This is a genomic window from Microbacterium sp. 16-032 (genome assembly GCF_041079455.1).
GTDB lineage: Bacteria > Actinomycetota > Actinomycetes > Actinomycetales > Microbacteriaceae > Microbacterium > Microbacterium testaceum_A.
Genome location: NZ_JBFYGQ010000001.1, coordinates 367548 through 388989 on the forward strand (window position 1 = coordinate 367548; position 21442 = coordinate 388989).

General features: G+C 70.1%; 25 protein-coding genes. 7 read left to right on the forward strand and 18 right to left on the reverse strand.

The window, feature by feature from the left end; translation table 11 throughout:
* Nucleotides 1-25: 25 nt before the first annotated feature.
* The 3 genes from AB6V31_RS01615 to AB6V31_RS01625 all read right to left on the reverse strand — a co-directional run bounded on the left by AB6V31_RS01615 (nt 26) and on the right by AB6V31_RS01625 (nt 2610).
* Entirely contained in the window at nt 26-352 is a 327-nt protein-coding gene (locus AB6V31_RS01615) for a DUF3140 domain-containing protein (RefSeq protein WP_074694607.1), read from the reverse strand.
* A gap of 70 nt (nt 353-422) precedes the next feature.
* On the reverse strand, nt 423-1331 hold the full coding sequence (locus tag AB6V31_RS01620) for a DMT family transporter (protein WP_074694606.1): 909 nt from the start codon (nt 1329-1331) through the stop codon (nt 423-425).
* A gap of 7 nt (nt 1332-1338) precedes the next feature.
* On the reverse strand, nt 1339-2610 hold the full coding sequence (locus tag AB6V31_RS01625; protein WP_369363626.1) for a serine hydrolase domain-containing protein: 1272 nt from the start codon (nt 2608-2610) through the stop codon (nt 1339-1341).
* 188 nt (nt 2611-2798) lie between these two features.
* Here AB6V31_RS01625 and AB6V31_RS01630 point away from each other — a divergent pair, with 188 nt between their 5' ends.
* Nucleotides 2799-3452: a heme oxygenase (biliverdin-producing) gene (locus AB6V31_RS01630; RefSeq protein ID WP_369363627.1), complete on the forward strand. Its 654-nt coding sequence runs from the start codon at nt 2799-2801 to the stop codon at nt 3450-3452.
* Nucleotides 3453-3455: 3 nt separating this feature from the next.
* On the opposite strand, the gene AB6V31_RS01635 is transcribed toward AB6V31_RS01630, so the two are convergent.
* Together AB6V31_RS01635 and AB6V31_RS01640 are read right to left on the reverse strand one after the other, a co-directional pair.
* Complete coding sequence (locus AB6V31_RS01635; RefSeq protein ID WP_056224774.1) at nt 3456-4829, reverse strand: ATP-dependent RecD-like DNA helicase; 1374 nt, start codon at nt 4827-4829, stop codon at nt 3456-3458.
* A 9-nt stretch (nt 4830-4838) separates the two neighbouring features.
* A complete protein-coding gene (locus AB6V31_RS01640) occupies nt 4839-5324 on the reverse strand; it encodes a MerR family transcriptional regulator (protein WP_369363629.1) in 486 nt (161 codons plus the stop codon).
* Nucleotides 5325-5375: 51 nt separating this feature from the next.
* Here AB6V31_RS01640 and AB6V31_RS01645 point away from each other — a divergent pair, with 51 nt between their 5' ends.
* Nucleotides 5376-6209 carry an NAD(P)/FAD-dependent oxidoreductase gene (locus AB6V31_RS01645; RefSeq protein WP_369363631.1) on the forward strand — a complete coding sequence of 278 codons (834 nt, stop codon included), beginning with the start codon at nt 5376-5378 and terminating at the stop codon, nt 6207-6209.
* Between the two features lie 42 nt (nt 6210-6251).
* Nucleotides 6252-7331, forward strand: a complete 1080-nt coding sequence (locus tag AB6V31_RS01650; RefSeq protein WP_056224777.1) for a hypothetical protein — start codon at nt 6252-6254, stop codon at nt 7329-7331.
* A gap of 16 nt (nt 7332-7347) precedes the next feature.
* On the opposite strand, the gene AB6V31_RS01655 is transcribed toward AB6V31_RS01650, so the two are convergent.
* Both AB6V31_RS01655 and AB6V31_RS01660 read right to left on the reverse strand, forming a co-directional pair.
* Complete coding sequence (locus AB6V31_RS01655; protein ID WP_369363633.1) at nt 7348-9330, reverse strand: cytochrome c oxidase assembly protein; 1983 nt, start codon at nt 9328-9330, stop codon at nt 7348-7350.
* Between the two features lie 77 nt (nt 9331-9407).
* Entirely contained in the window at nt 9408-9695 is a 288-nt protein-coding gene (locus AB6V31_RS01660; RefSeq protein ID WP_013584778.1) for an HU family DNA-binding protein, read from the reverse strand.
* A 414-nt stretch (nt 9696-10109) separates the two neighbouring features.
* Here AB6V31_RS01660 and AB6V31_RS01665 point away from each other — a divergent pair, with 414 nt between their 5' ends.
* Complete coding sequence (locus AB6V31_RS01665) at nt 10110-11561, forward strand: LuxR C-terminal-related transcriptional regulator (protein ID WP_369363635.1); 1452 nt, start codon at nt 10110-10112, stop codon at nt 11559-11561.
* Between the two features lie 114 nt (nt 11562-11675).
* On the opposite strand, the gene rpsN is transcribed toward AB6V31_RS01665, so the two are convergent.
* The 8 genes from rpsN to AB6V31_RS01705 all read right to left on the reverse strand — a co-directional run bounded on the left by rpsN (nt 11676) and on the right by AB6V31_RS01705 (nt 16993).
* The gene (gene rpsN, locus AB6V31_RS01670) at nt 11676-11981 is read right to left on the reverse strand and encodes a 30S ribosomal protein S14 (RefSeq protein WP_022878196.1); all 306 of its coding nucleotides are present in this window, start codon (nt 11979-11981) and stop codon (nt 11676-11678) included.
* Nucleotides 11982-11985: 4 nt separating this feature from the next.
* Entirely contained in the window at nt 11986-12156 is a 171-nt protein-coding gene (gene rpmG / locus AB6V31_RS01675) for a 50S ribosomal protein L33 (RefSeq protein ID WP_013584775.1), read from the reverse strand.
* The gene (gene rpmB / locus AB6V31_RS01680) at nt 12156-12392 is read right to left on the reverse strand and encodes a 50S ribosomal protein L28 (protein ID WP_055832508.1); all 237 of its coding nucleotides are present in this window, start codon (nt 12390-12392) and stop codon (nt 12156-12158) included. Before rpmB ends, rpmG begins: the two co-directional genes overlap by 1 nt.
* A 237-nt stretch (nt 12393-12629) precedes the next feature.
* The gene (locus tag AB6V31_RS01685; protein WP_369363636.1) at nt 12630-13301 is read right to left on the reverse strand and encodes a DNA-3-methyladenine glycosylase; all 672 of its coding nucleotides are present in this window, start codon (nt 13299-13301) and stop codon (nt 12630-12632) included.
* On the reverse strand, nt 13301-14725 hold the full coding sequence (locus AB6V31_RS01690; protein WP_056224784.1) for a hypothetical protein: 1425 nt from the start codon (nt 14723-14725) through the stop codon (nt 13301-13303). The genes AB6V31_RS01685 and AB6V31_RS01690 overlap by 1 nt, the downstream gene beginning before the upstream one ends.
* Entirely contained in the window at nt 14715-15572 is an 858-nt protein-coding gene (locus AB6V31_RS01695; RefSeq protein WP_369363638.1) for a DUF1980 domain-containing protein, read from the reverse strand. Before AB6V31_RS01695 ends, AB6V31_RS01690 begins: the two co-directional genes overlap by 11 nt.
* On the reverse strand, nt 15565-16599 hold the full coding sequence (locus tag AB6V31_RS01700) for a permease (protein ID WP_369363640.1): 1035 nt from the start codon (nt 16597-16599) through the stop codon (nt 15565-15567). The genes AB6V31_RS01695 and AB6V31_RS01700 overlap by 8 nt, the downstream gene beginning before the upstream one ends.
* The gene (locus AB6V31_RS01705) at nt 16580-16993 is read right to left on the reverse strand and encodes a Fur family transcriptional regulator (RefSeq protein WP_056224791.1); all 414 of its coding nucleotides are present in this window, start codon (nt 16991-16993) and stop codon (nt 16580-16582) included. Before AB6V31_RS01705 ends, AB6V31_RS01700 begins: the two co-directional genes overlap by 20 nt.
* A 242-nt stretch (nt 16994-17235) precedes the next feature.
* On the opposite strand from AB6V31_RS01705, the gene AB6V31_RS01710 reads away from it, so the two are divergent.
* Genes AB6V31_RS01710 through AB6V31_RS01720 form a run of 3 tightly spaced genes read left to right on the forward strand, consistent with a single transcriptional unit; the run spans nt 17236 to nt 18659 of the window.
* A complete protein-coding gene (locus AB6V31_RS01710; RefSeq protein WP_369363642.1) occupies nt 17236-17448 on the forward strand; it encodes a hypothetical protein in 213 nt (70 codons plus the stop codon).
* Nucleotides 17445-18155: a WXG100 family type VII secretion target gene (locus tag AB6V31_RS01715; RefSeq protein ID WP_369363644.1), complete on the forward strand. Its 711-nt coding sequence runs from the start codon at nt 17445-17447 to the stop codon at nt 18153-18155. The genes AB6V31_RS01710 and AB6V31_RS01715 overlap by 4 nt, the downstream gene beginning before the upstream one ends.
* A gap of 9 nt (nt 18156-18164) precedes the next feature.
* The gene (locus AB6V31_RS01720) at nt 18165-18659 is read left to right on the forward strand and encodes a hypothetical protein (protein ID WP_369363646.1); all 495 of its coding nucleotides are present in this window, start codon (nt 18165-18167) and stop codon (nt 18657-18659) included.
* Nucleotides 18660-18729: 70 nt separating this feature from the next.
* On the opposite strand, the gene AB6V31_RS01725 is transcribed toward AB6V31_RS01720, so the two are convergent.
* The 3 genes from AB6V31_RS01725 to AB6V31_RS01735 are packed head-to-tail and all read right to left on the reverse strand — an operon-like array spanning nt 18730 to nt 21400.
* Nucleotides 18730-19590: a metal ABC transporter permease gene (locus AB6V31_RS01725; protein ID WP_056224793.1), complete on the reverse strand. Its 861-nt coding sequence runs from the start codon at nt 19588-19590 to the stop codon at nt 18730-18732.
* Nucleotides 19587-20402: a metal ABC transporter ATP-binding protein gene (locus AB6V31_RS01730; RefSeq protein ID WP_074694596.1), complete on the reverse strand. Its 816-nt coding sequence runs from the start codon at nt 20400-20402 to the stop codon at nt 19587-19589. Before AB6V31_RS01730 ends, AB6V31_RS01725 begins: the two co-directional genes overlap by 4 nt.
* Nucleotides 20399-21400 (reverse strand): metal ABC transporter solute-binding protein, Zn/Mn family, encoded by a 1002-nt coding sequence (locus AB6V31_RS01735; protein ID WP_074694595.1) that lies wholly within the window; start codon nt 21398-21400, stop codon nt 20399-20401. Before AB6V31_RS01735 ends, AB6V31_RS01730 begins: the two co-directional genes overlap by 4 nt.
* Nucleotides 21401-21442: the final 42 nt, after the last annotated feature.

Sequence of the window (21442 nt, forward strand, 5' to 3'; positions counted from 1 at the left end):
CGACCCTCACGAAGTCCTTACGGGGTCACTTCTTCGGGTCGTTGCCCCAGTTCATGAGCGAGTACCGCCAGTCGGTGTCGGTGATGTCGCCCTTGGGCTTCTGTGCGCTGTGCCGTTTGACGTAGCCGACGACCTTGCGCATGTGCGCGTAGTCGTCGTCGGTGAGGTCGGCCTTCTTCTTCTCGAGGATGCGCACGATGTGCCGCCCGCTCTCGTGCCCGGTCGACTCCCCGCCGTCCTTCTTCTGGCCGACGGACTTCGACTCGTCGGTGTCGAGCCACTTCTTCAGCTCGCTCGCGGTCATGTTGACCGCCTCATCGAAGTCCTTCTTGGTCTGATCGTCGTCGCTCATCCGGTCATCCTCGCCACCGCCCGGGTGCGCGAGAGACCCCTTGCGGAGTCGCCGGGGTCATGGCATCCGCTCAGCCGATCGGCTCGCTGAGGGGTTCTTCGGTGTCCGGTCCCGGATGCCGTGCCCCGGCGCTGCGGCGGGCGGCGGCGAGCACGGCGCCGATGCTGGCCGTGATCACCAGGGCGATTCCGACGAGCTCGAGCCACGACAGGTGCTGACCGAGCAGCAGGAACCCGGCGATCGAGGCGGTGGCCGGGCCGAGGCTCATCAGGATCGCGAAGGCCGACGCCGCCAGACGGCGGAGGGCGACGAGCTCCAGGGCGTAAGGGATGGTCGACGACAGCAGGGCGACCGCGGCGCCGAGGGCGAGGATGTCGGGGCGGAAGAGGGCCGATCCGGCCTGGGCGATGCCGAACGGCAGGGCGATGACGGCCCCCACGGCCATCGCGAGCGCGAGGCCGTCGAGTCGCGGGAACTCCCGACCCACCCGCGCGGAGGCGAGGATGTACAGGGCCCAGCTCACCGCCGCGCCCAAGGCGAAGAGCACGCCGAGGGCGTCGAGGCGGTCCCACCCTCCGGCTCCGAGGGCGACGACGCCGCAGAGCGCGAGTCCGGCCCACACCCAGCGGGCGACACCCGTCGCGGTGAGGATCGACAGGGTGAGGGGCCCGAGCACCTCGATGGTCACGGTCACGCCCAGCGGCAGCCGCTCCAGTGCGAGGTAGAACAGTCCGTTCATGGATGCCAGCACCACGCCGAATCCGACCACGGAGCGCCACGCGGAGCCCGTATGACCGCGCAGACGCGGGCGGGCGATGATGAGCAGCAGGACGGCCGAGAAGAGCAGCCGCAGCATGACGATGCCGAGCGGCCCGGTCTCGGGGAACAGCATCACGGCGAACGACGCGCCGACCTCCTGGCACGCCAGTCCGACGAGCACGAGCGAGGCGGCCGACCCCTGCCCGCCGCGCGCGGTCATCGCGAGGTCATCCGGCGGGAGGAGCGCAGATGGCGTTGCCAGCGATGTTGTCGCGCATCTGCTCGGCGGTCCACGGCAGCCCCGCCTGCGGAGCCGTCTGCCCCTGGGCGGCCGGAGCCTTCGACGCGATCGCCGCGAGCTCCCAGGCCAACCACGCGCCGGTGGTCTTGTTGCCGCCGGAGTTGTTCAGCACGACCGCGATGGACATCCCCGTCGTCGGGTCGGCGAAGGCGCCGACCAGGTACCCCGGGGCCGATCCGTACTGGCCGACGAGCGATCCCGCCTGGAAGGCGCCGCCCGCGGCGGTGAACCACGTGGGCTGATCGCCGCCGACGGGGACGGGGGCGGCGAATCGGTCGTTCCCGGCCGGCAGGAGCGCACCCGTGGCGAGCGCCTGCGCGTACCGCCCCATATCGGTGATGTTCGTCACGGCTCCCGCCGCGGCGCCGCCGTAGCTCGAGGACATGTCGGTGTAATCGCCCGGGTCGGTGCAGTTCCAGGCGCCCTCGGCGTTCTGCTGCGACCAGTAGCCCGAGAGCGAGGCCGCTGCGGGATCGGCCGGGGCGGGGTCGGGGAGTCCGGTCGCGCCGAGGCCCAGGGGCTCGGTGACGCGGTCGGCGATGAGCTGGGAGAGCGGCTCGTTGGCGATGCGCTCGGCGGCGAGACCCGCGAGCACGTAGTCGGTCGCCGAGTCGGAGAAGGCCACACCGGGGGCGTTGGTCCGGGGGCTTGCGATGCCGTAGGTCATGAGCTCGCGCGGGTTCCACACGCGCTCGGGGTTCTTCGCCACCTGGCCGTCGAGCACCGAGGTGTAGGACGCGAGGCCCGAGGTGCCGTCGCAGAGCTGACGGAGCGTGATGTCCTCGTACCCGGGGAGGTTGCTGACCCAGTTGGTGACGGGATCGCTCATCGACGCCTTGCCGTCCGCGGCCAGGCGGTAGAGCACGTCGCACGTCATCGCGCCGGTGACATCGCCCGCGCGGAATGCGAGGTCCGTGGTGACCTCTGCGCCGCCGGGTCCCTGGGTTCCCATGCCCGACACCCACGTGCCGCTCCACGGCGCCCAGACGCCCACGATCGCGCCGGTGGAGCCCGTCGCGGTCATGGCGGCGGTCACGGCGTTCTGCAGTTCGGTCACCGTCGCCTCGGGCAGCGGCGCGTCGACCTGCGCGGGGACGTTGACCGACACCGAGCCTTCCGGCGTGCAGCCGCTCAGGATGACGGCGAGCACGCTCGCGCCCGCGATCGCGATGGCCGCGGAACGACGCCATGCCCGCATGTGAAACCCCCAGCACTTCCGCGCGCGACGAAGCGCCCGCTCCGAAGATTCAAACACACGGCACCTGAACGAAAGGGCCGCTTGCGCTCCCGTTACCGTCACGTCTGCATCACGACGCGGCCGACGCCGAGCGAGCTCGGAGGGAAATAGGGGTTAGGGGAACCTAACTCTGTGCGTAAGATGGCCGCATGAACGCCGTCGTCCCGTTCTCGACAGCTCTGCGCGAGCGTTCCAGCGACGCGCACTCGCCCAGCGAGTGCGACGGTTTCATGACCGACCTGCTCACGGGGGCCGGCACGCGCGACGACTACATCGCCCTCATCGCCCAGCACTGGTTCATCTACGCGGCCCTCGAAGAGGCGGCGACCCGCATGCGGACCGATCCCGTGGCATCCGTGTTCCTCCAGGGCCGACTCTCGCGCCTTCCCGCTCTCGAGGCCGACCTGGCCTTCTTGATCGGTGCCGACTGGCGCGAGCGCATCGCCCCTCTTCCCACGACGCAGGCCTACGTGTCGCGCATCCGCCGCGTGGCCGCCACCTGGCCCGGCGGTTTCGTCGCCCACCACTACACCCGCCTGCTCGGCGATCTGTCGGGCGGTCCGTCGATCGGCCGCCTGATGCGGCGCCGGTTCGGTTTCGAGACCAACGGCATCGGCTTCCTGCTGTTCGGCGACATCGCCGATCCCAAAGCGTTCAAGACCGTCTATCGCGAACAGCTCGACGCCGCGCCGTGGGACGACCGCGAGAAGGAGCGGGTGATCGCCGAGGTGCTCGTTGCGTACCGCTTCACCACGGAGCTGTTCGCCGACCTCACCCGCGCGAAGGCCCACGAGGTCGCGTGAGGCTCACGCTTTCGCGGCGTCCTGCCGCGAGAGCCACGCCTGCTTCATGAAGCGTCGGACGTCCTCGTCGACCCGGATGTCGCTCGGCTTGAGCGGCCGCGTGAGGTAGAGGCCGTCGAGCGAGGTCAGGCGGCTGAGGGCGACGTAGGTCTGCCCCGGGGCGAAGGCCCCCGCTCCGAGGTCGACGACCGCCCGGTCGTAGGTCTTGCCCTGCGACTTGTGGATCGTCACGGCCCACGCCAGGCGCAGCGGGAACTGGGTGAACTCCGCGACGATCTCGCGCGAGAGGTTCTTGGTCCCCGGGTCGTACGCGTAGCGGTACCTCTCCCACACGGCCGGCTCGACATCGTGCTGGATGCCGTCGACCTCGACGCGCACGCTGTCGCCGGCGATGCGGGTCACGGTGCCGATCGTGCCGTTGACCCAGCGCGGGGCCTCGCCGAACTGCGCGCCGTCGTTGCGCAGGAACATCACCTGCGCGCCGACCTTGAGCGTGAGCTCCATCTCGGCCGGATAGTTCGCCTCGCCGCGCCCGAAGTCGCCCGAGATCTCGGCGTTCGCGGTCTGCGTGCGGCCGATGAGCTCGTCGAGGTGCTTGCGGTTGATCGTGTTGACGCGGTCGTTGCGGGTCGCGAGCGTGATGATCGGGTGCTCGCCGTCGGCCGGATGCGGGGGTGTGCGCGCACCCGCGGTGTTGAGCACCCCGGCCATCTCGGCGGTGACCCGGCCGTACCGCACGGCGTTCAGCAGCTGTTTGAACCCGGGGTCGGACTGCCGGTGGATCTCGACGAGCTCGTTCACGTGGAGGTCGGCACCGTGGCGGCCGATGTCGATGAGACCGTCGCTGGCGGCCTCGCCCGACCACACCTTCGCGTCGAAGAACCAGAACGAGCGGTAGTGATCGCGGATGTAGCGCGCCTCGTCCCCTCGCGGCGGCACGGGCGCCAGCTGGTACGGGTCGCCGAACATGACGATCTGAGTGCCGCCGAACGGCTCCGACCGTCGCCCGCGGGCCTGGCGGAGCGAGCGGTCGATGGCATCCATCAGGTCGGCATTGACCATCGAGATCTCGTCGATCACGAGGGTGTCGATGGCGTTCAGGATCTTGCGCGTGGCGTCGTTCTGGTCGATGTCGCCGTTCGCGATGAGCCCGATCGGCAGGCGGAACAGCGAGTGGATCGTCTGTCCCTCGACGTTGAGCGCGGCCACCCCCGTGGGCGCGCAGACCGCGATCTGCTTCTTGGTGTTCCACGCCAGGTGCTGCAGGAGGGTCGATTTGCCCGTGCCCGCGCGCCCGGTGACGAAGACGTGCTCGCGGGTGTCCTCGATCAGCCGGAACAGCGCCTGCTGCTCGGCGGAAAGGGGCGGCGTGGTCACCGGCCCATGCTAGTTCGCGCAGGTCGCCTCGGACGGCGAGCTGGGGACGGGCCCGCCCATCGGCTCGGTGTGGACGAGCAGCCACCGCGCCTCCCCCGATAGCACGTCGGCGACGTGGCTGCGGAAGCGCGGGCACTCGGTGATGTCGTGCGAGCGGCAGCGCAGGGCGTGCTCGGTCATGGCGCGGGCCTGGGCGATGTCGGCCGCACGTCGATCCAACTCCGCGACGTGCTCCTCGAGCACGCGATGCCGATCGGGGGCTCCGTCGTCGAGCAGCACCCGGATCTGGTCGAGCGAGAGCCCCGCGGCCTTGTTCCGCAGGATCACCGCGATCCGCACGCTGGCGCCCTCGGTGTAGCGGCGTCGGCCCGCGGCATCCCGAGCCGGATCCAGAAGTCCCGCGTCCTCCCAGTGCCGCAGAACATGCGTCTCGAGACCGAACCGCGCCGCCGCCTCGCCGATCGACTCGCCGTCCTTCGCCGCGCTTGACTTCATGTCGACATGAAGTCACAGGATGGACGAGAACGCAAACGGAAGGAGCTCATCGTGTACGACGCGATCATCATCGGAGGCGGCCCCGCGGGCCTGCAGGCGGGCCTCACCCTCGGGCGTATGCACCGCCGGACCCTGCTGCTCGACTCGGGCGACTACCGCAACGGCACCGTGCGCCACGCGCACAACCTGCTGACGAACGACGGGCGCGACCCCGCCGAGCTCCGCCGCCTCGGCCGGGAGGAGATCGCCGCCTACCCCGACGTCGAGATCCGGGATGCCACCGTCTCGGCCGTCGCACGAGAGACCGACGTCCTGACCGTCACGGTGGGCGACGAGATCCTCCGCGCCCACGCCGTCATCCTCGCCACGGGGGTCGCCGACCGGCTGCCCGACATCCCCGGCCTCGCCGAGCAGTGGGGCGACCGCGTCGCCAACTGCCCGTTCTGCCACGGTCACGAGTTCGCCGGTCGACCGGTGGCGATCGTCAATGGCAGCGCCCACGCCGCAGTCCTCGGACGCATGCTCGAGCCCGTGGCATCCGAAGTCCATCTCATCGATCCCGCCGACGTCGTCCGCGTCACCGGGACGACCGACGGGCTCGCGCTCGAGCGCGCCGACGGCTCGGTGCTCGAGGTCGCCGGGGCGTTCGTCGCCCCGACGTGGAGCTCGCGTGCCGGCTTCGTCGAGGGGCTCGGCGTGGAGCTGCAGGAGTCGGGGGCCGTGCGCACCGATCCCTTCGGGCGCACGAGCATCGAGAACGTCTACGCGGTGGGCGATCTGGCTCACCCCGATCACCTGCCGGGACCCCTGTTCTCGCTCGCGGCGGCCATCGCCGGCGGTCAGCTGGCGGCTGTCGCGGTCGTGCAGTCGCTCGTCATGGATTGACGCGCGCGGCGCCTCCACAGGAGCTTTTCCTACACTGGAGGCGTGGACACCGCAGGCGGGGGCCCCGCGACGCCCGAAGGCGTTCGCGGCGCGCGCGCACGCCCCGCGGCCACGATCACCGGAATCGTCCTGGTCGGCGTGCTGCTGATCGCCGCGCTCGGGGCGGGAGCCGCCTCGCTGTACCGCGAGTTCTACAGCCCCCGCGCCTTCGTCCAGCACTACCTCGAGCTCCTGCAGGAGCGCCGCACGGCGGAGGCTCTCGCGGTTCCGGGCGTAGCCGTCGACTCCGCCGAGCTGCAGTCGGCGGGCCTGCCGGCCACGGCATCCGAGGCGTTGCTGCGTCCCGATGCCCTGACGTCCTTGACGGATGCCGAGATCACCGGCGAGAGCGCCGACGGCGACGAGACGCAGGTCACGGTCTCGTACACCGCGGGCGGGTACGCCGGAAAGACGACCTTCTCGGTGCAGCACGACACGAACGAGGGCCTGCTCCCCCGGTGGCGGTTCGCCCGCAGCCCGCTGTCGGTGATGAAGCTCACGGTCGAGGGATCGATGCGATTCGCCGTGAACGGGTTCGAGGTCGACAAGCGACAGGTCTCGGTCGACGGGGCCGACGTCGATCCCACGGCCGCTGTCCCGCTCCTGGTGTTCTCGCCGGGGCTCTACTCGGTCGACGTCGACACGGCGATCTCGGCGACCCCCGGTGTCGCCGTGCTCGCCGATGCGCCGCTGGCCGGCATCCCGGTCGACGTGCAGGCGCAGCCGACCGACGAGTTCATCTCGGTCGTGCAGTCGCGCGTCGAGGACTTCTTGACCACCTGCGCCCAGCAGAAGGTGCTGCAACCCACCGGCTGCCCCTTCGGTTTCACGGTGCGCAACCGCATCGACGACGCGCCCACCTGGTCGATCGTGCAGCAACCCGAGGTGACCGTGGTCCCCGACGGCGCCGGGTGGCGCATCCCCTCGGCGAAGGCCGTCGCGCACATCGTCGTCGACATCCGCTCGATCTTCGACGGCAGCGTCCGCACGGTCGAAGAAGACGTCGCGTTCCGCGTCGACGGCGAGATCACGGTCCTGCCGGACGGCACCGCCTCGATCCTCGTCGGCGGATCGTCCGACTGAGTCCCGCGCGTCCCGCCTAGTTGCCGCGGGATGCGACCCGGGCGTCGCGCTCGGCGAGGCGAGCGAGCTCTTCGTTGTACGCGTCGAGCTCGAGATCGCCGACGCGGTCGACGTGACGGTCGCGGCGGCGCTGCTGACGCTCGTCGCTCCGGCTCCACTGGATGGCCACCGCGATCGCCAGGATGAGCGTGGGGATCTCGCCGACCGACCAGGCCACACCGCCGCCGACGTACTGGTCTTGAAGGGGTGTCGCCCCCCAGGTCCTGCCCATCGCGCCGAACCACTCCGCGACCATCAGACCCGAGTTCATCATGATCGCGATGCCGAAGAAGGCGTGCATCGCCATGATCGCGATGAGCACGAGCAGGCGCATGGGGTAGGGCAGGCGGTACGGAACGGGATCGATGCCGATGAGGCTCAGCACGAAGAGGTAGCCCGTCACCAGGAAGTGCGCGACCATCCAGATGTGCCCGACGTGGTCGTACAGCGACCAGCGGAACAGGTCGGTGTAGTAGAACGCCCAGAGCGAGCCGATGAACAGGCCCGCCGCCACGTAGGGGTTGGTCAGCACCTTCGCGACCGGGTTGTGCACCGCCCAGAGGATCCACTCGCGGCCGCCGCGCGTCCCGTCGGTGCGCTTGCGGATGGCGCGCGCCGCGAGCGAGACCGGGGCCCCCGCCACGAGCATGAGCGGGATCGCCATCGACAGCAGCATGTGGCCGATCATGTGCATGCTGAACAGGTAGTCCTGGTACACGTTGATCGGACCGGACGTGACCCAGAACACGCTCAGCATGCCGAGGGCCCACAGCACCGTACGGGAGATCGGCCACGAGTCGCCGCGGCGGAGCAGACGCCAGACGCCGGCGAGGTAGAAGAAGATCCCGAACGCGACCACGAGGGTCCAGAGCAGATCCACGTCCCACGCGGTGAACCAGCGCTCGATGGTCAGATCGGGAGGCAGCGGCGCGCCGGTCAGCACCTCGGCCGGGGTCTGTCCCACCAGCGGGGGCTGCACCGGCGGGGGTGTCCGCGCGAGGGCTGCGGCGACACCGCTGGCGATGCCCATGAACGCCAGCTCGAGGGTGATGACGCCCCAGAAGCGGCGGGAGCCGGGCTCGTCGGCCATGCGCGAGATCAGTCGACGGCGGTACCAGGCGCCCAGGACGCCCATGGCGATCAGCGCGCCCACCTTGACGAGCACGAGGACGCCGTAGGCCGACCAGAGGTTCTGGAGGCCCAGGAGGCCGATCGAAGCGCGGACGGTTCCCGAGATCGCGACGACGATGAAGGCGACGAGGGCGATCGACGAGTAGCGCAGGAGCGCGGTCTGCAGGTGCCCGCGCGACATCGCGGGGCGGACGACCACCAGCAGGATCAGCCCGCCGAGCCACACGGCCGCGGCCATGATGTGCAGGACGAGCGAGGTCACGGCCGCGTTGTGGCTGGCTTCTTCGCCCGCGTGGCCCTGCGTGCCCATGGGGATGAGCGAGGCGAGGGCGAGGATCGCGACGACGAGCGTGGGGATCCACGAGCGGACGGCGAAGGTGAGCACGGTCAGCACGGCGCCGGCGATGGTGGTGATCAGCCACGCCTGCCCGATCGAGCTCTCGACGAGGAAGCGTCCGAGCTGCTGCCCGAACACCGCGTCGAGCGTCGGCTTCGCATTCAGGACGTTGAGGAAGGTCAGATACCCCGTGGTGGCCGCCGAGACGGTGAACACGGCGGCGCCGATGGATGCCGTGTCCAGGGCGATCTCGAAGGGTCGCTCCCCCGCCGTCAGGGCGAACAGCGCCAGGACCAGCGAACCGACCATCGTGGCGGCGGCGAGGTTGACGACGACGGTGGCGATCGGCAAGCCCCACCGGACGACCGGGCCGGGGTCGGCGAGCTGCGTGGGAGCCGCTCCGCCTCCGTACGCGAGCCCCACCGCGACGGCGATCAGCGAGACCACGACCAGGATGACGGGTCCCGCGACGCGGAGCAGGCGGGGATTCACCCCCTCAGCCTACGTCGCGAGAGAACCACAGAGGGGGGATGCCGTGTGGCATCCCCCCTCTGTCGTTCGACGTCGTCTTACTTGACGGCGGCCTTCAGCTTGGAGCCCGCGGTCACCTTGACGCGCTTGCCGGCGGGGATCGAGATCTCCTCGCCCGTCTGGGGGTTGCGGCCCGTGCGAGCCGACGTCGCGACCTGCTCGAAGGCGATCCAACCGGGGATCGAAACCTTGCTGCCCTTGGCGACCGCCTCGGAGACGGTGGAGAAGAGGGAGTCGAGCACGCCCGACACGGCGGACTGGCTCTGCCCGGTCGCGCTGGCGATGCTCGCGACGAGCTCGGTCTTGGTGATGGACTTGTCAGCCATGTGGTTGTCCTCCAGGCGACGACGTAGGTCGCCTCTCGTTACGCGGACGAGGGGGGAATCCTCCTCGGTGGTCGGGAGACCGCCTCGACAGTATCAACCGAACCGCGGAATTACGGGGATTCTGACGGATTTCGACCCATTCTCGACCGGCGTGTCGTGCGACCTATGGGACGCATGAGGCGGATGGGTCGGGTGAGCCCGCCCGCGTCACCGCGCAGCTCCGGGCCCGGAGTCGAGAGTCCGCGCTCGTCCGAGCGTGCCCCGTCGCCGGCCGTCCGCGACGGCGCGACACGCTGTCACGCGTTGTTGACAGCATGCCCCGCTCACGCGCTCGGCGAGACCCACCCGAAGTACATTCGGCCGGATTGCGCTCCGCGCGCACTCCACCCGCTGGGCAGCGACGAAGGGGGAGAGATGCCAGGTTCACCCGCCTCGATGGAGGCACGCGCCATACTCCGCGCGGCCGCCACGACGACGGCCCTGCGATTGCTGCCCGGTCACGGAGTCCCCGCACCCCGCCACCTCGCACTGCTCTCGGAGGCGGAGCTTCCCGAGCCGCCCGCGGTCTGGACCGACTCCACGGCTCTGCCGCTGGCAGCCCTCCTGGCCGCCCGTGCCCGCCGCGACGCCCTCACCGAGGGCACGGCCGCCCTCTCCCGCTACTTCGACGAGGTCCGCCTGCGGCGACCGGCCACGCTGTCGTCCGGCGCGCGGTCCCAGTTGTACGCCTCCGCCGGCGAGTACGGCACCGCCATCGGCTGGCCGCAGGTGGGCGCACGCTTCGGAGTCGAGGCCCTCCTGTTCGCCGACACCGACGCGACCAGGTACCGGGCGCTGTCGGTGAGCGCCCTGGGACACGCACTTAACGGCGAATACCTCACGGCCGAAAGCGCCCGAGCCGAGGCCGCCGAGCTGTTCACGGCTCGGGAATGGGCTGCCGCCGACATCTCCCCCCTGCTTCAGCTCGCCGAGGCTCTCATCGCCGCCGCCGATCTGAACGTCTCGCGACTGCGGGGTGTGGCGGTGACGATGCGATGCGCGCATCCGGACGACCCCTACGCGGGGTACGCGGCACGCGTCGTCGAGGTGATGGCGATGGTATTGGACCGTGACCTGGGCACCGGCCGCGCCGAATGTCAACGACTCCTGCACGGCAGCCGCCGACTCAGCAGCCAACGCATGGTCCGGCATCTCCTCGTCTGCATGCTCGCCGACATCCTCGTCGCGCAGGGCGAACACCGTGAGGCGTTGACCACGCTGGATCCCTTCGAGTCCCCCGAGGGTCACGGCTTCTGTTTCGCGATGCAGCGGACCGGCGCGTTGCTCGGGCTCGGCCGCGAGCGCGAGCTGCTGCTCGAGACCGACGCCTGCGTCGCACCCGGATCGAACCATTGCCTGCGCACCCTGACCCCCGCCCTGGTGAGACGGGCGCTGGCACAGAACCGGCTGGGTTACACCCGGCGGGCACGCCAGAGCATGCAGGCGGCCCTGCATCTGATCGTGCGCACCGGCTCCTCGGCGACGCCGTTCCTCGCTCTGCCGCACGACGAGACCCGGGCGCTGATGGACGCCGTGGCCGACGATGACACCGTGCTCGCCGCGGCCCTCCCGCACCTGCAGGCGACACTCGCGCGCGTCGCCACGTCCGGCTGCGACGCCCACTCGCCGGTCGCGGCGGCTCGTCTCACCCCGACCGAGAGGGCGACGGCCGACCTGTTGCGGCAGTCGCTGAGCCTCGTCGAGATCGCTCGCGAGCGCGGTGTCTCGCTCAACACTGTCAAGAGCCAGGTGCGCTCGATCTACCAGAAACTGGGCGTGCGCGGTCGGACCGACGCCGTCGAGATGCTCGCCGCCCTCGACAAATGAGCGTCGTGCAGCGCCGCGCTCCGGACCCTGATGGAGCCGCCGCCGATCGACGCCGTCAACGACGAGAGGCGAGGGCCCCGCTGGGGCCCCCGCCTCTCGTACGGTGTCTGGTACTTACCAGGACGACTTGGTCACACCGGGCAGCTCGCCACGGTGGGCCATGTCACGGAAGCGGACGCGCGAGACGCCGAACTTCGTGAGGACACCACGGGGGCGGCCGTCGATGACGTCGCGGCTGCGCACGCGCGCGGGCGACGCGTTGCGGGGGAGCTTCTGCAGACCCACGCGGGCGGCCTCGCGGGCCTCGTCGGTCGCGTTGGGGTCGACCAGGGTCTTCTTCAGCTCGGCGCGCTTCGCGGCGTAGCGCTCGACGACGACCTTGCGCTGCTCGTTGCGCGCGATCTTGCTCTTCTTAGCCATGTGCTTAGCGCTCCTCTCGGAAGTCGACGTGCTTACGGACCACGGGGTCGTACTTCTTGAGCACGATGCGGTCGGGGTTGTTGCGGCGGTTCTTGCGCGTCACGTAGGTGTATCCCGTGCCGGCGGTCGAACGCAGCTTGATGATCGGACGAACGTCCTGAGCCTTCTTCGCCATTACAGCTTCACGCCCTTCGCCTGCAGGTCACGGACGACGGACTCGATGCCGCGAGCGTCGATGACCTTGATGCCCTTCGCCGAAACGTTGAGCTTGATGTTGCGACCCAGCGACGGAACGAAGTAGGTCTTCTTCTGCACGTTCGGGTCGAAGCGGCGCTTCGTCCGGCGGTGCGAGTGCGAGATGTTGTGACCGAAGCCGGGAACCGCTCCAGTCACCTGGCACACTGCTGCCATGGTGATGTCTCCTTCTGTACCGTGACACCGGACGGTGTCACCCAAGATCCCTTGTCTGCACCCCGTTCGAGCACGGCGGAAGGCCGGGATCGAGAGGAGGGATGCGAACTGCGTGCTGGAGTGCGCGCAGACAAGGGGTCAGTCTAGCACGGCGTGTCGCCTTGACCTGATCCGGTCATCGAACGCGAGGGCCCCGAGCCTGTCGAGGGAGCGGGAGCTTCGACGGGCTCAACCCCCTCACGCCCCACCCGCCTCCGCCGCACCCCGGCCCCACCGGAACGCCGAGACCGTGGCATCCCCCTCGATCCAGAAGCGCCACGGGAACGCGTCGGTGCCGGCGATACCCGCGACCCCCACGCGCGGCCCCGTCGCCACGACCGGCGGCGGCGCCTCGGGCAGGAGCAGCCGCGCTCGAGCCCCGGCCCGCTCCGCGCCGGTGACCGCGTCGATGCCGTCGTGGATCGGATGCCGAAGACCCACCGCGTCGCCGAATCGTCCGGGACCGCGAGCGAGATCCCGCGACGCCCGCACCGCCCCGCGGCGCTCGAGCCGCCGCCGCTCGGCGATCTCTGCCCCCTCGACGATCTCGCCGCCGCGCAGCAGGACTCCGCCCGCGACACCCTCGGGGCCGCACACGACGTTCACGCACGAATGGATGCCGTGACTCAAGTAGACGTACAGGTGCCCCGGCTCCCCCCACATCGTGGCGTTGCGCGCCGTCGGCCCCATGCGGGCGTGCGAACCCGGATCGGGCTGCTCTCCGGTGCCGAGGCCGTGGTACGCCTCGACCTCGGTGAGCCGGGCCACGACCCGTTCTCCGCCGACCTCGGTCTCGAGCAGGGCGCCCAGCAGCCGGGGAGCGACCTCGACCGGCAGATCGACGAGGTCGGCGCGGGTCGCGGGGCGCATCACTGCGGGGGCACCTGGCACCACGACAGGTCGAAGCCCTGCAGCGCGACGATCTCCTGGCCGGTGTCGACCTCGACGAGGTGGGTGAGCAGGCGCTGCGGAAGGGGCAGCTGGTAGCGGTCGAAGGGGTTGTCGACCGCGCGCGGCGCGACCAGCACCGCGGCGTAGCGCCCGCTCGGCGACACGCAGGTCTGCAGCACGGTGTCGGAGCCCGGCACGCTCAGCAGCTGGCGGACGGTGCCGTCGGTGTCGACGTGCGAGACGATCGTCGATCGCGAGACCCCGTCGGAGCTGATGTCGGCGAACGAACGGATCGTCCCCGCCCCCGCCCCGGGCATCGGCGTCGCCCGTCCCGCCATCCCCGGCGGGTCGACGGGCTCGACGAGCCCCTGCTCTGAGCCGTCGGTCAGATCGATCTCGCGGATGCCCTCGAGCCTCTCGACGATCGCGACCGAAGAACCGCGGGCGATGCCGTCGATCGACACGGCGCTGCCGAGGGGCGCGGCGTTGCCGCCCTGCGCGTCGGTCAGGAGCAGGCGGGAGTCGAAGGTGAGCACCAGCATGCTGTCGGTGTCGGGCACGAAGCGATAGTCGGCGATGCGCACGTCGCCGCCGTTCAGCCCCACCTCGACGGGCGGGGAGTCGTCGGCCGCCGACGCCGTGAACAGGCGGCTCTCGCGACCTCCGGCGGCGCCCAGGTCGGCATCCGAGAAGGTGAATCCGATGCGCTCCCCCCGGTCGGCCGACTGCAGATTGGTCACGTACCCGGGGCCGGGGAGGGCGATGTCGCGCTGATTCTTGCCGTCGGGGTCGGTCACGATCACGCGCGGGGTGTCACCGTCGCGCACCGAGATGACGAGGTGGTTGGCGGTGGCGCGGAAGTCCTCGATGTGCGGGTTCACGAACACCGGGAGCCCCGCCTGACCCTGCAGGTCGGTGCGGAAGATCGTGTCGCCCTCGGGAGTGCCGCGCTGCATCAGGTAGGCCTGCAGCGGAGGGGTGCGGAAGGTCTCGGTGAGCGTCGAGGCCGGACCCGCGCCCAGGCCGTTCACCCCGTTGACGGTGATGCGGTAGTCGGTGTCGTCGCGCAACGGCAGCGTGAAACGCACGCCGACGCTGCGCCCCGAGGTGTCGACCGTGAACGGCGTCGCCGGGTCGACCTCGACCTGCGAGGGGTCGACCTTCTGCAGCGACTGCGTCGTGGTGAGGATCACGCGCGACCCGGATGCCGCGACGGCCGCGGCGGGATCGACCTGCACGTCCGTGACGCGTGGCCCCTGCGCCACCGCGACCACTCCGCCGAGGCCGCCGACGACCACGAGACCGACGAGGACGGCCGCGAACGCGATCGCGAATCCACGCCCGCGCCGGCGGCGGGCGCGCGAACGGCGGGAGTCGCCGCCGCGACGGGAGTCAGTACTCATACGGGTCCGAGGGCTCGTCGATCGCGGCGACCTGATCGGCGTGCACCGCGAGCTTGCCGTCTCCGCTCGAGCGCACCGTCCCGGTGACGGTCACCCACTGGCCGGTCGAGGGGGCACCGGTCGTCGCGGCGATGGGCAGACGCGCGGTCTGCGCATCGATCACGCAGTGCGTGATCACGAGCCGGGTGAGATCGAAGCTCGAGCCGTCGTTCGCCGGGGTGATGAACCCGGTGAGGGTGACGGGCTTGCCGTCGAAGGTCTCGGGGTTGGTGGCGTGCGCGAACACCGCCGACCAGTCGCCGATGCCGAACGTGGAGGTGTCGCCCGAGGCGGCCAGGGTCACCGCGTCGGAGCCGGCGAACAACGGAGGCGCACCCACGTCGCGCGACACCGCCAGCTCGGTCGACAGCGAGGCCGCGGGGGTCAGCAGCACGGCGATCACCGCCCCCGAGGCCAACACGCCTCCGGTGAAGGCGGCGATCCCACCGGGTGTCAGGCGCGGGCGGGCCGCCAGGTGGTCGTTCGCGACGTGATCGTGCTCATCGAGCGGGTCGGCGTGCGCGTGGTCGGCGTGAGCGAACGCCTCGCGGCGGGCGGAGGCCGCGGCGGGGGAATGCCCGTGCTCGTGGTCGTGGCCGTGATCGGCCTCGGCTCCGAGCGGCAGGGCGAACGAGGCGATCGCGCCGATCAGCGCGACGAAGGCCATGCCGACGGCGAACCACGCCGAATCAGGGTTGATGTACAGCGCCATCCGCCCGGTCGCCCACAGCGTGATCGTCGTGATCGACAGGCACGCGGTCAGGCCCACCCCGAGCCAGCGCGTGGCGAGAGCACCCGTTCTAGACAAGGAGGTTCACCACCGTTCCGAGCGTGAAGGCGAAGAGCACGACGACCACCGTCATGCCCACGAGGACCCGTGACGAGAAGGTCGTGCGCAGCAGCGCCATCATCTTGAGGTCGATGATCGGCCCCACCACGAGGAAGGCCACGATCGAGCCGGGCGTGAAGGTCGAGGCGAACGACAACGCGAAGAACGCGTCGACGTTCGAGCAGAGCGAGACCACGATCGCGAGCGCCATCATCGCGGCGATCGACAGCGCGGGGTCGGATCCGATCGCCAGCAGGGCGCTGCGTGGCACGAGCACCTGCACGGCCCCCGCGAGGAGCGAACCGATGATGAGCGCCGGCATGACCGAGCGCAGCTCGACGACGAACTGGGCCAGGGTGCGCCGGCCGCGGTCGCCGCGCTCCTGGACGACGATCTCGCACGTCTCGAGGAAGCGCTCGGTGAGCAGCTTGTCGGGATCGGGATGCCGGCTGTACAGCCAGCCGATGAGGTTGGCGACCAGGTACCCGCCGATCAGACGCGCCACCAGGATGCCGTCGCTGAAGCCGAAGGCGGCGTGAGTGCTGATGATGACGATCGGATTGACGATGGGAGCGGCGACCAGGAAGGTCAGCGTGTCGCTCACCCCGAAACCGCGCATCAGCAGACCGCGGGCGAAGGGCACGTTGCCGCACTCGCAGACCGGGATGAACATGCCCAGCAGCGACAGGACGGCCCGGCGCGCCCACGGCGCGCGGGGCATCCATCTCTCGATCGCCCCCGGGGGCACCCAGACCTGCACGATGATCGACAGCACGACGCCGAGGACCACGAACGGCAGCGACTCGATCAGCACGCTGAGCGCGAGCGTGAGCCCGTCCTGCGCGCGGGTCGGGAGCGATTGCGCGAAGAACGTGGGGGCGAAGGCGTCCACGAGGAACAACGCCGTGACCACGACGACACCCAGGCCGACCGCGACGAGGGTGCGGGAGGCGCCCGAGCGTTGCGGCGGGGGTGCCGTGGTGCGACTACTCGTCGCCACGCTCACGAGCCCGGGCGTGGGCGCAATCGGTGCAGATGCCGAAGATGTCGACCACGTGCTCGGCCTCGCTGAAGCCGTGCTGCGCGGCGGTGCGCTGCGCCCACTCTTCGACGTCGGTCGCTGCGATCTCGACCGCCTTGCCGCACGAACGGCAGATCAGGTGGTGGTGGTGACCGCGCGTCTCGCAGGCGCGGAACAGGTTCTCGCCGTCGGGGCTCTGCAGGGAGTCGGCATCGCCGCGGGCCGCGAGACCCGCGAGGGTGCGGTAGACGGTCGCGAGGCCGATGCCGGTGTTCTCGTCGCGCAGGGTCGCGTGCAGCGACTGGGCGCTGACGAAGCCGGGAGCTCCGGACAGAGCCTCCCGCACGCGTTCGCGCTGCCACGTGTTGCGCTGGACCATGGCCGCGAGTCTAGCGAGGGGATCGGTGAATCGGCTGGGCGCGGGGCGGGTGCGCCCCGCGGGTGAATCTGCGGGTGAAATCCGACCGGGAGGGTGGAGTGCGTCTCACGGCACTCGTTAACATGCCGCTCATGGATTCACGGGGGCGGATCTCGATGAGTGGCGATGCACTCACTGACGTGGCGCGTCGGGTGGACGGAGTTCGATACCAGGCTCCGAGCGGGGTCTCGACACCCCCATCGGTGCACGACGACGATCTGGCGCGAGCGGGGAGCGACGCCGCCGACGCGCTGCGACTGTCGTTGAACGCACGGCGTGCCGATCTCGAGACCCTCGCCACGGGTGTGCGACAGACCGTGGCGCTGTGGCAGGAGCACGAACGAGCGATGGTGTCGCTTCTCGACGGCATCGACGCGAGCCTCGGCGATGCGAGCCCGACGGCGGGTCCGCGGTGAGGTCTCCGGTCGGGCCCCACCGCGCCGAACTCGGAGACACCGACGATCCGACAGCGCTCGTGCCCGGCGACCCGGGGGCGTTGTTCGCATGTGCGCAGCAGTATCGCGACGCGGCGTCGGGGTGCGAGCGAGCCGCGAACGAGCTGGCCGGGTTACGTCAGGTCGACGGGTGGGAGGGCGAGAGCGCGGGTGCCTTCGCCCAACGCGTCACCAACATGGTCACGGCGTGGGACGACCTCGCCGAGAAGATGGGCGCCGCCGCCGGGGCGTGGGAGCAGTACGCGACCGTGCTGGGGTGGGGGCAGCAGAAGGCGGGCGATGCGATCGCCATGTTCGCGCACGCCGCTGCCCTGACCGCTGCGGCGGCCGCGGAAGCGCCGGCGCCGCTCGGGCCGCGCGGCGACACGGGACCGGGTACACGCGCGTTTCCCGACCCCGGTTCAGGCCCGCGGAGCGATGCGCGGGCGCTGCTCGCGTACGCGCGCGAATCGGTCGATGGGGGAAATCCCCATGGGCGATACTTCGATGGTTTATTCAGAAATCCAGATGGAACATACAGCGCATTAGAGGTTAAGAGCGGAACGGGCGGCCTTACCAGGGAACAGAGACTCTTCGATGGCCTTATAAACGGCGGATCCCCGGCGCGGGCGATCCTGAATGGGCAGGAGATCTCGATCGTCAGAGTGTTCACGCGAACCGTGGATTAGGAGAAGGTCATGCAGTTCGGGTATCACTTCACCCCAGGGATCTACTCGGATCTACCTGGCACCGCCAAAGAGAACCAAGCATTTATTCACCGATTGACATCCTTACTCGGAACGGAACATCGCTCCACTCTCTCCATGTGGGCCATCCCAGATTCCGCCGATTTCTCACGAGTAAGGACCCCCAATCTTCCCGGGACCTTCCTTCAAGCCGCAGGCACCGCCGAAGCGATGACGATCGAATGGCGTCGTCTCGACGACGACGGCGAGGAACGCCTCTACGTCCTCGGCCACGGCGGCCCCCGGAACGGGGAACCCACAGTCCGGATTGAGTTCAACGACGGCCAGAACCACACCCTGGTCTACCCCGACGAAGTCTTCGACGCCACCGAGGCCGGCGACATCTTCTTCGCCTATTTCCACACCGAGCGCGTTCCCGCTAGCTACGCGCTCCGCCTGTTCGACCTCGACGCTCCGTTCGAAGACCAACGCGGGAGCGCGAACTGACGGTCGTTGGCCTCTCGCGGGCGTCGCGCGTGACGGAACCCGCACCGCGTGGCATCCCCGAGGAACCCCCTCAGACCGCCCGGGTCGTGCGATCGCGGCGGGCGCCGACCAGGCGGCAGACGAGGTAGATCGCGAACGAGATGGTCGTGATGTAGGGGCTCACCGGCAGCGTTCCGGCGACTGCGAGCAGCACTCCGCCCACGGCCGAGACGAAGCCGAACAGCGCGGCCAGCAGCGGCACCGAGAGGGGACCGGATGCCACGCGCATGGCCGCCGCGGCGGGCGTGACCAACAGCGCCATCACCAGCAGTGCGCCGATGATGTGCACCGCCACGGCGACGATCAGGCCGAGCAGCAGCATGAATGCCAGCGACACGGCGGTGGTGGGCACTCCGCGTGCGGCCGCCGACTGCGGGTCGAGGGAGTCGAAGCGCAGCGGGCGCCAGATGAGCAGCAGGGCGACCAGCACCGCGACGCCGATCACCACGAGCCACCCGAGCTGCTCGCTCTGCACCGACACGATCTGTCCGGTCAGCAGGCTGAAGCGCGTCGCGCTGCGCCCGTTGTAGAGCGAAAGGCACAGGATGCCGACACCCAGGCCGAACGGCATGAGCACGCCGATGATCGAGTTGCGATCGCGCGCGCGGGCGCCCAGCACCCCGATCAGTGCGGCCGCGATAAGGGAGCCCACGATCGAGCCCGACACGACGTCGACGCCGATGAGCAGGGCCACCGCGGCGCCGGCGAACGACAGCTCGCTGATCCCGTGCACGGCGAAGGCCATGTCGCGCTGCATGACGAAGACACCGATGAGGCCGCCCACCAGGCCCAGGACCGCACCCGCGTAGACGGAGTTCTGCACCAGCTCGAGGATCGCGCCGTACTGGCTCACCCCGCCGAAGAGGGCGGTGCCGACGTCGGACCAGTTCATGCGTCGTCCTCGTCGTGGTGATGGTGGTGGGCGTCCTCGGCATCCGGGGCTCCGACGACGATGAGCTGGTCGCCGGCGCGGACGACGAACACGGGGGCGCCGTACAGGGCCGAGAGGGTCGCGGTCGTGAGCACCTCGTCGGGAGTCCCGAGGGTGAAGCGCCCGTTGGCGATGTAGAGGATGCGGTCGACGCGCGACAGCACGGGATTGATGTCGTGGGTGACCAGCAGCACGGCGGCGTCGCGCTCGCGACGGTGGCGGTCGATGAGTCGCACGACGGCTTGCTGGTTGGCGAGGTCGAGGCTCGTCAGCGGCTCGTCGCAGAGCAGGAGGGCGGGGTCGTCGGCGAGGGCTTGGCCCACGCGCAGTCGCTGCTGCTCTCCGCCGGAGAGGAGCCCCACGGGGCGGTCGCCGAACGCGGTGGCCCCCACCGCCTCGAGCAGTTCGTCGATGCGCGCGCGATCCTTCTTGCGCGACAGGGGCAGGCCGAGTCGGTGCCCGTCGACCCCGAGACCGATGATGTCGCGGCCGCGGAGGGGCGTCTCGCGCGGCAGGGGGCGCTGCTGGGGGATGTAGCCGATGCGGCGGTTGCCGGCGCGGCGCACCGGGGCTCCGAGCGCCTCGATCGATCCCCCGCTGAGGCGTTCGAGCCCGAGGATCGCGCGCAGCAGCGTGGTCTTGCCCGAGCCGCTGGGTCCGAGCACGGCGACGAGCTCGCCGGGCTCGACCTCGAGGTCGAGCCCGGCCCAGAGCTCCCGGCCCCCTCTTTCGAGGGCGGCTCCGCGGATGCGCAGCGGTGCGGTCGCGCTCACGCCGCCAGCGCGTCGGACAGCGCCGTGATGTTGCTCTGCATCCACGAGATGTAAGTCTGTCCCTCGGGGAGCGTTTCCGTGAACTCGATCACGGGGATGTTCTTGGACTTCGCTTCGTTCTGCACCTGTGTGACCTCGGCGCCGCCGGTCTGCGGGTTGACGATCATGACGGTGATCTGACCCGAGTCCAACAGCTGGAGCGACTCGAGCAGGGTCGCGGGCGGGACGTCCTGGCCCTCTTCGACCGCCTCGCTGAACTCGTTGGGGGTCGCGTTGTCGAGGCCCGCGGTGGTGGTCAGGTACACCGGCACCGGCTCTGTCACGAAGATCTTCTTGCCGGCATCCTTCGCCTTGATCGCGTCGAGGGAGTCCTCGAGACCGGCGATCTGCTGGGTGAAGGCCTCGGCGTTGGCGTTGAAGTCGGCGACGTGGTCGGGCGCGATCTTGCCCAGTTCGTCGGCGATGGCCTCGGTGAGGTCTTCGATGGTGTGGGGGTCGTACCAGACGTGCTCGTTGAAGCCCTCGATGTGGTCGTGACCGTCGCCCTCGGCGTGCGCGTGATCGTCGGCGCTCTCGCTCGGGGCGGGGCTCGCGTCGTCGTCGGAGTGATCCTTCGACCCGGGGTAGTCGTGGTTGTACTCCACGGCGGTGAGCACGGGAGCCGACGTGCCGCTGGCCTGGATGAGGGACTCCATGAACGCGTCGTAACCGGCGCCGTTCTCGATCACGAGACCGGCGTTCTTCAGCGTCAGCTGGTCTTGCGCGCTCGCCTCGTACTCGTGCGGGTCCTGGCTGGGCGAGGTGATGATCGAGGCCACGTCGACGTACTCGCCGCCGACCGCCTGGGCGATCGAGCCGTAGACGTCGGTGGATGCCACGACCTTGACCTTTCCGGACGAGTCCGACGAAGCGGGCGAGGCGGTGCCTCCGGCGCAGCCGGCGAGCGCGAGAACGGAGACGGCCCCGAGGACGACGGGGGCGAGAATGCGGCGGGTCATAGGGAAACCGTATCGCCGTTGATAATCGTTCTCAAACTCAGG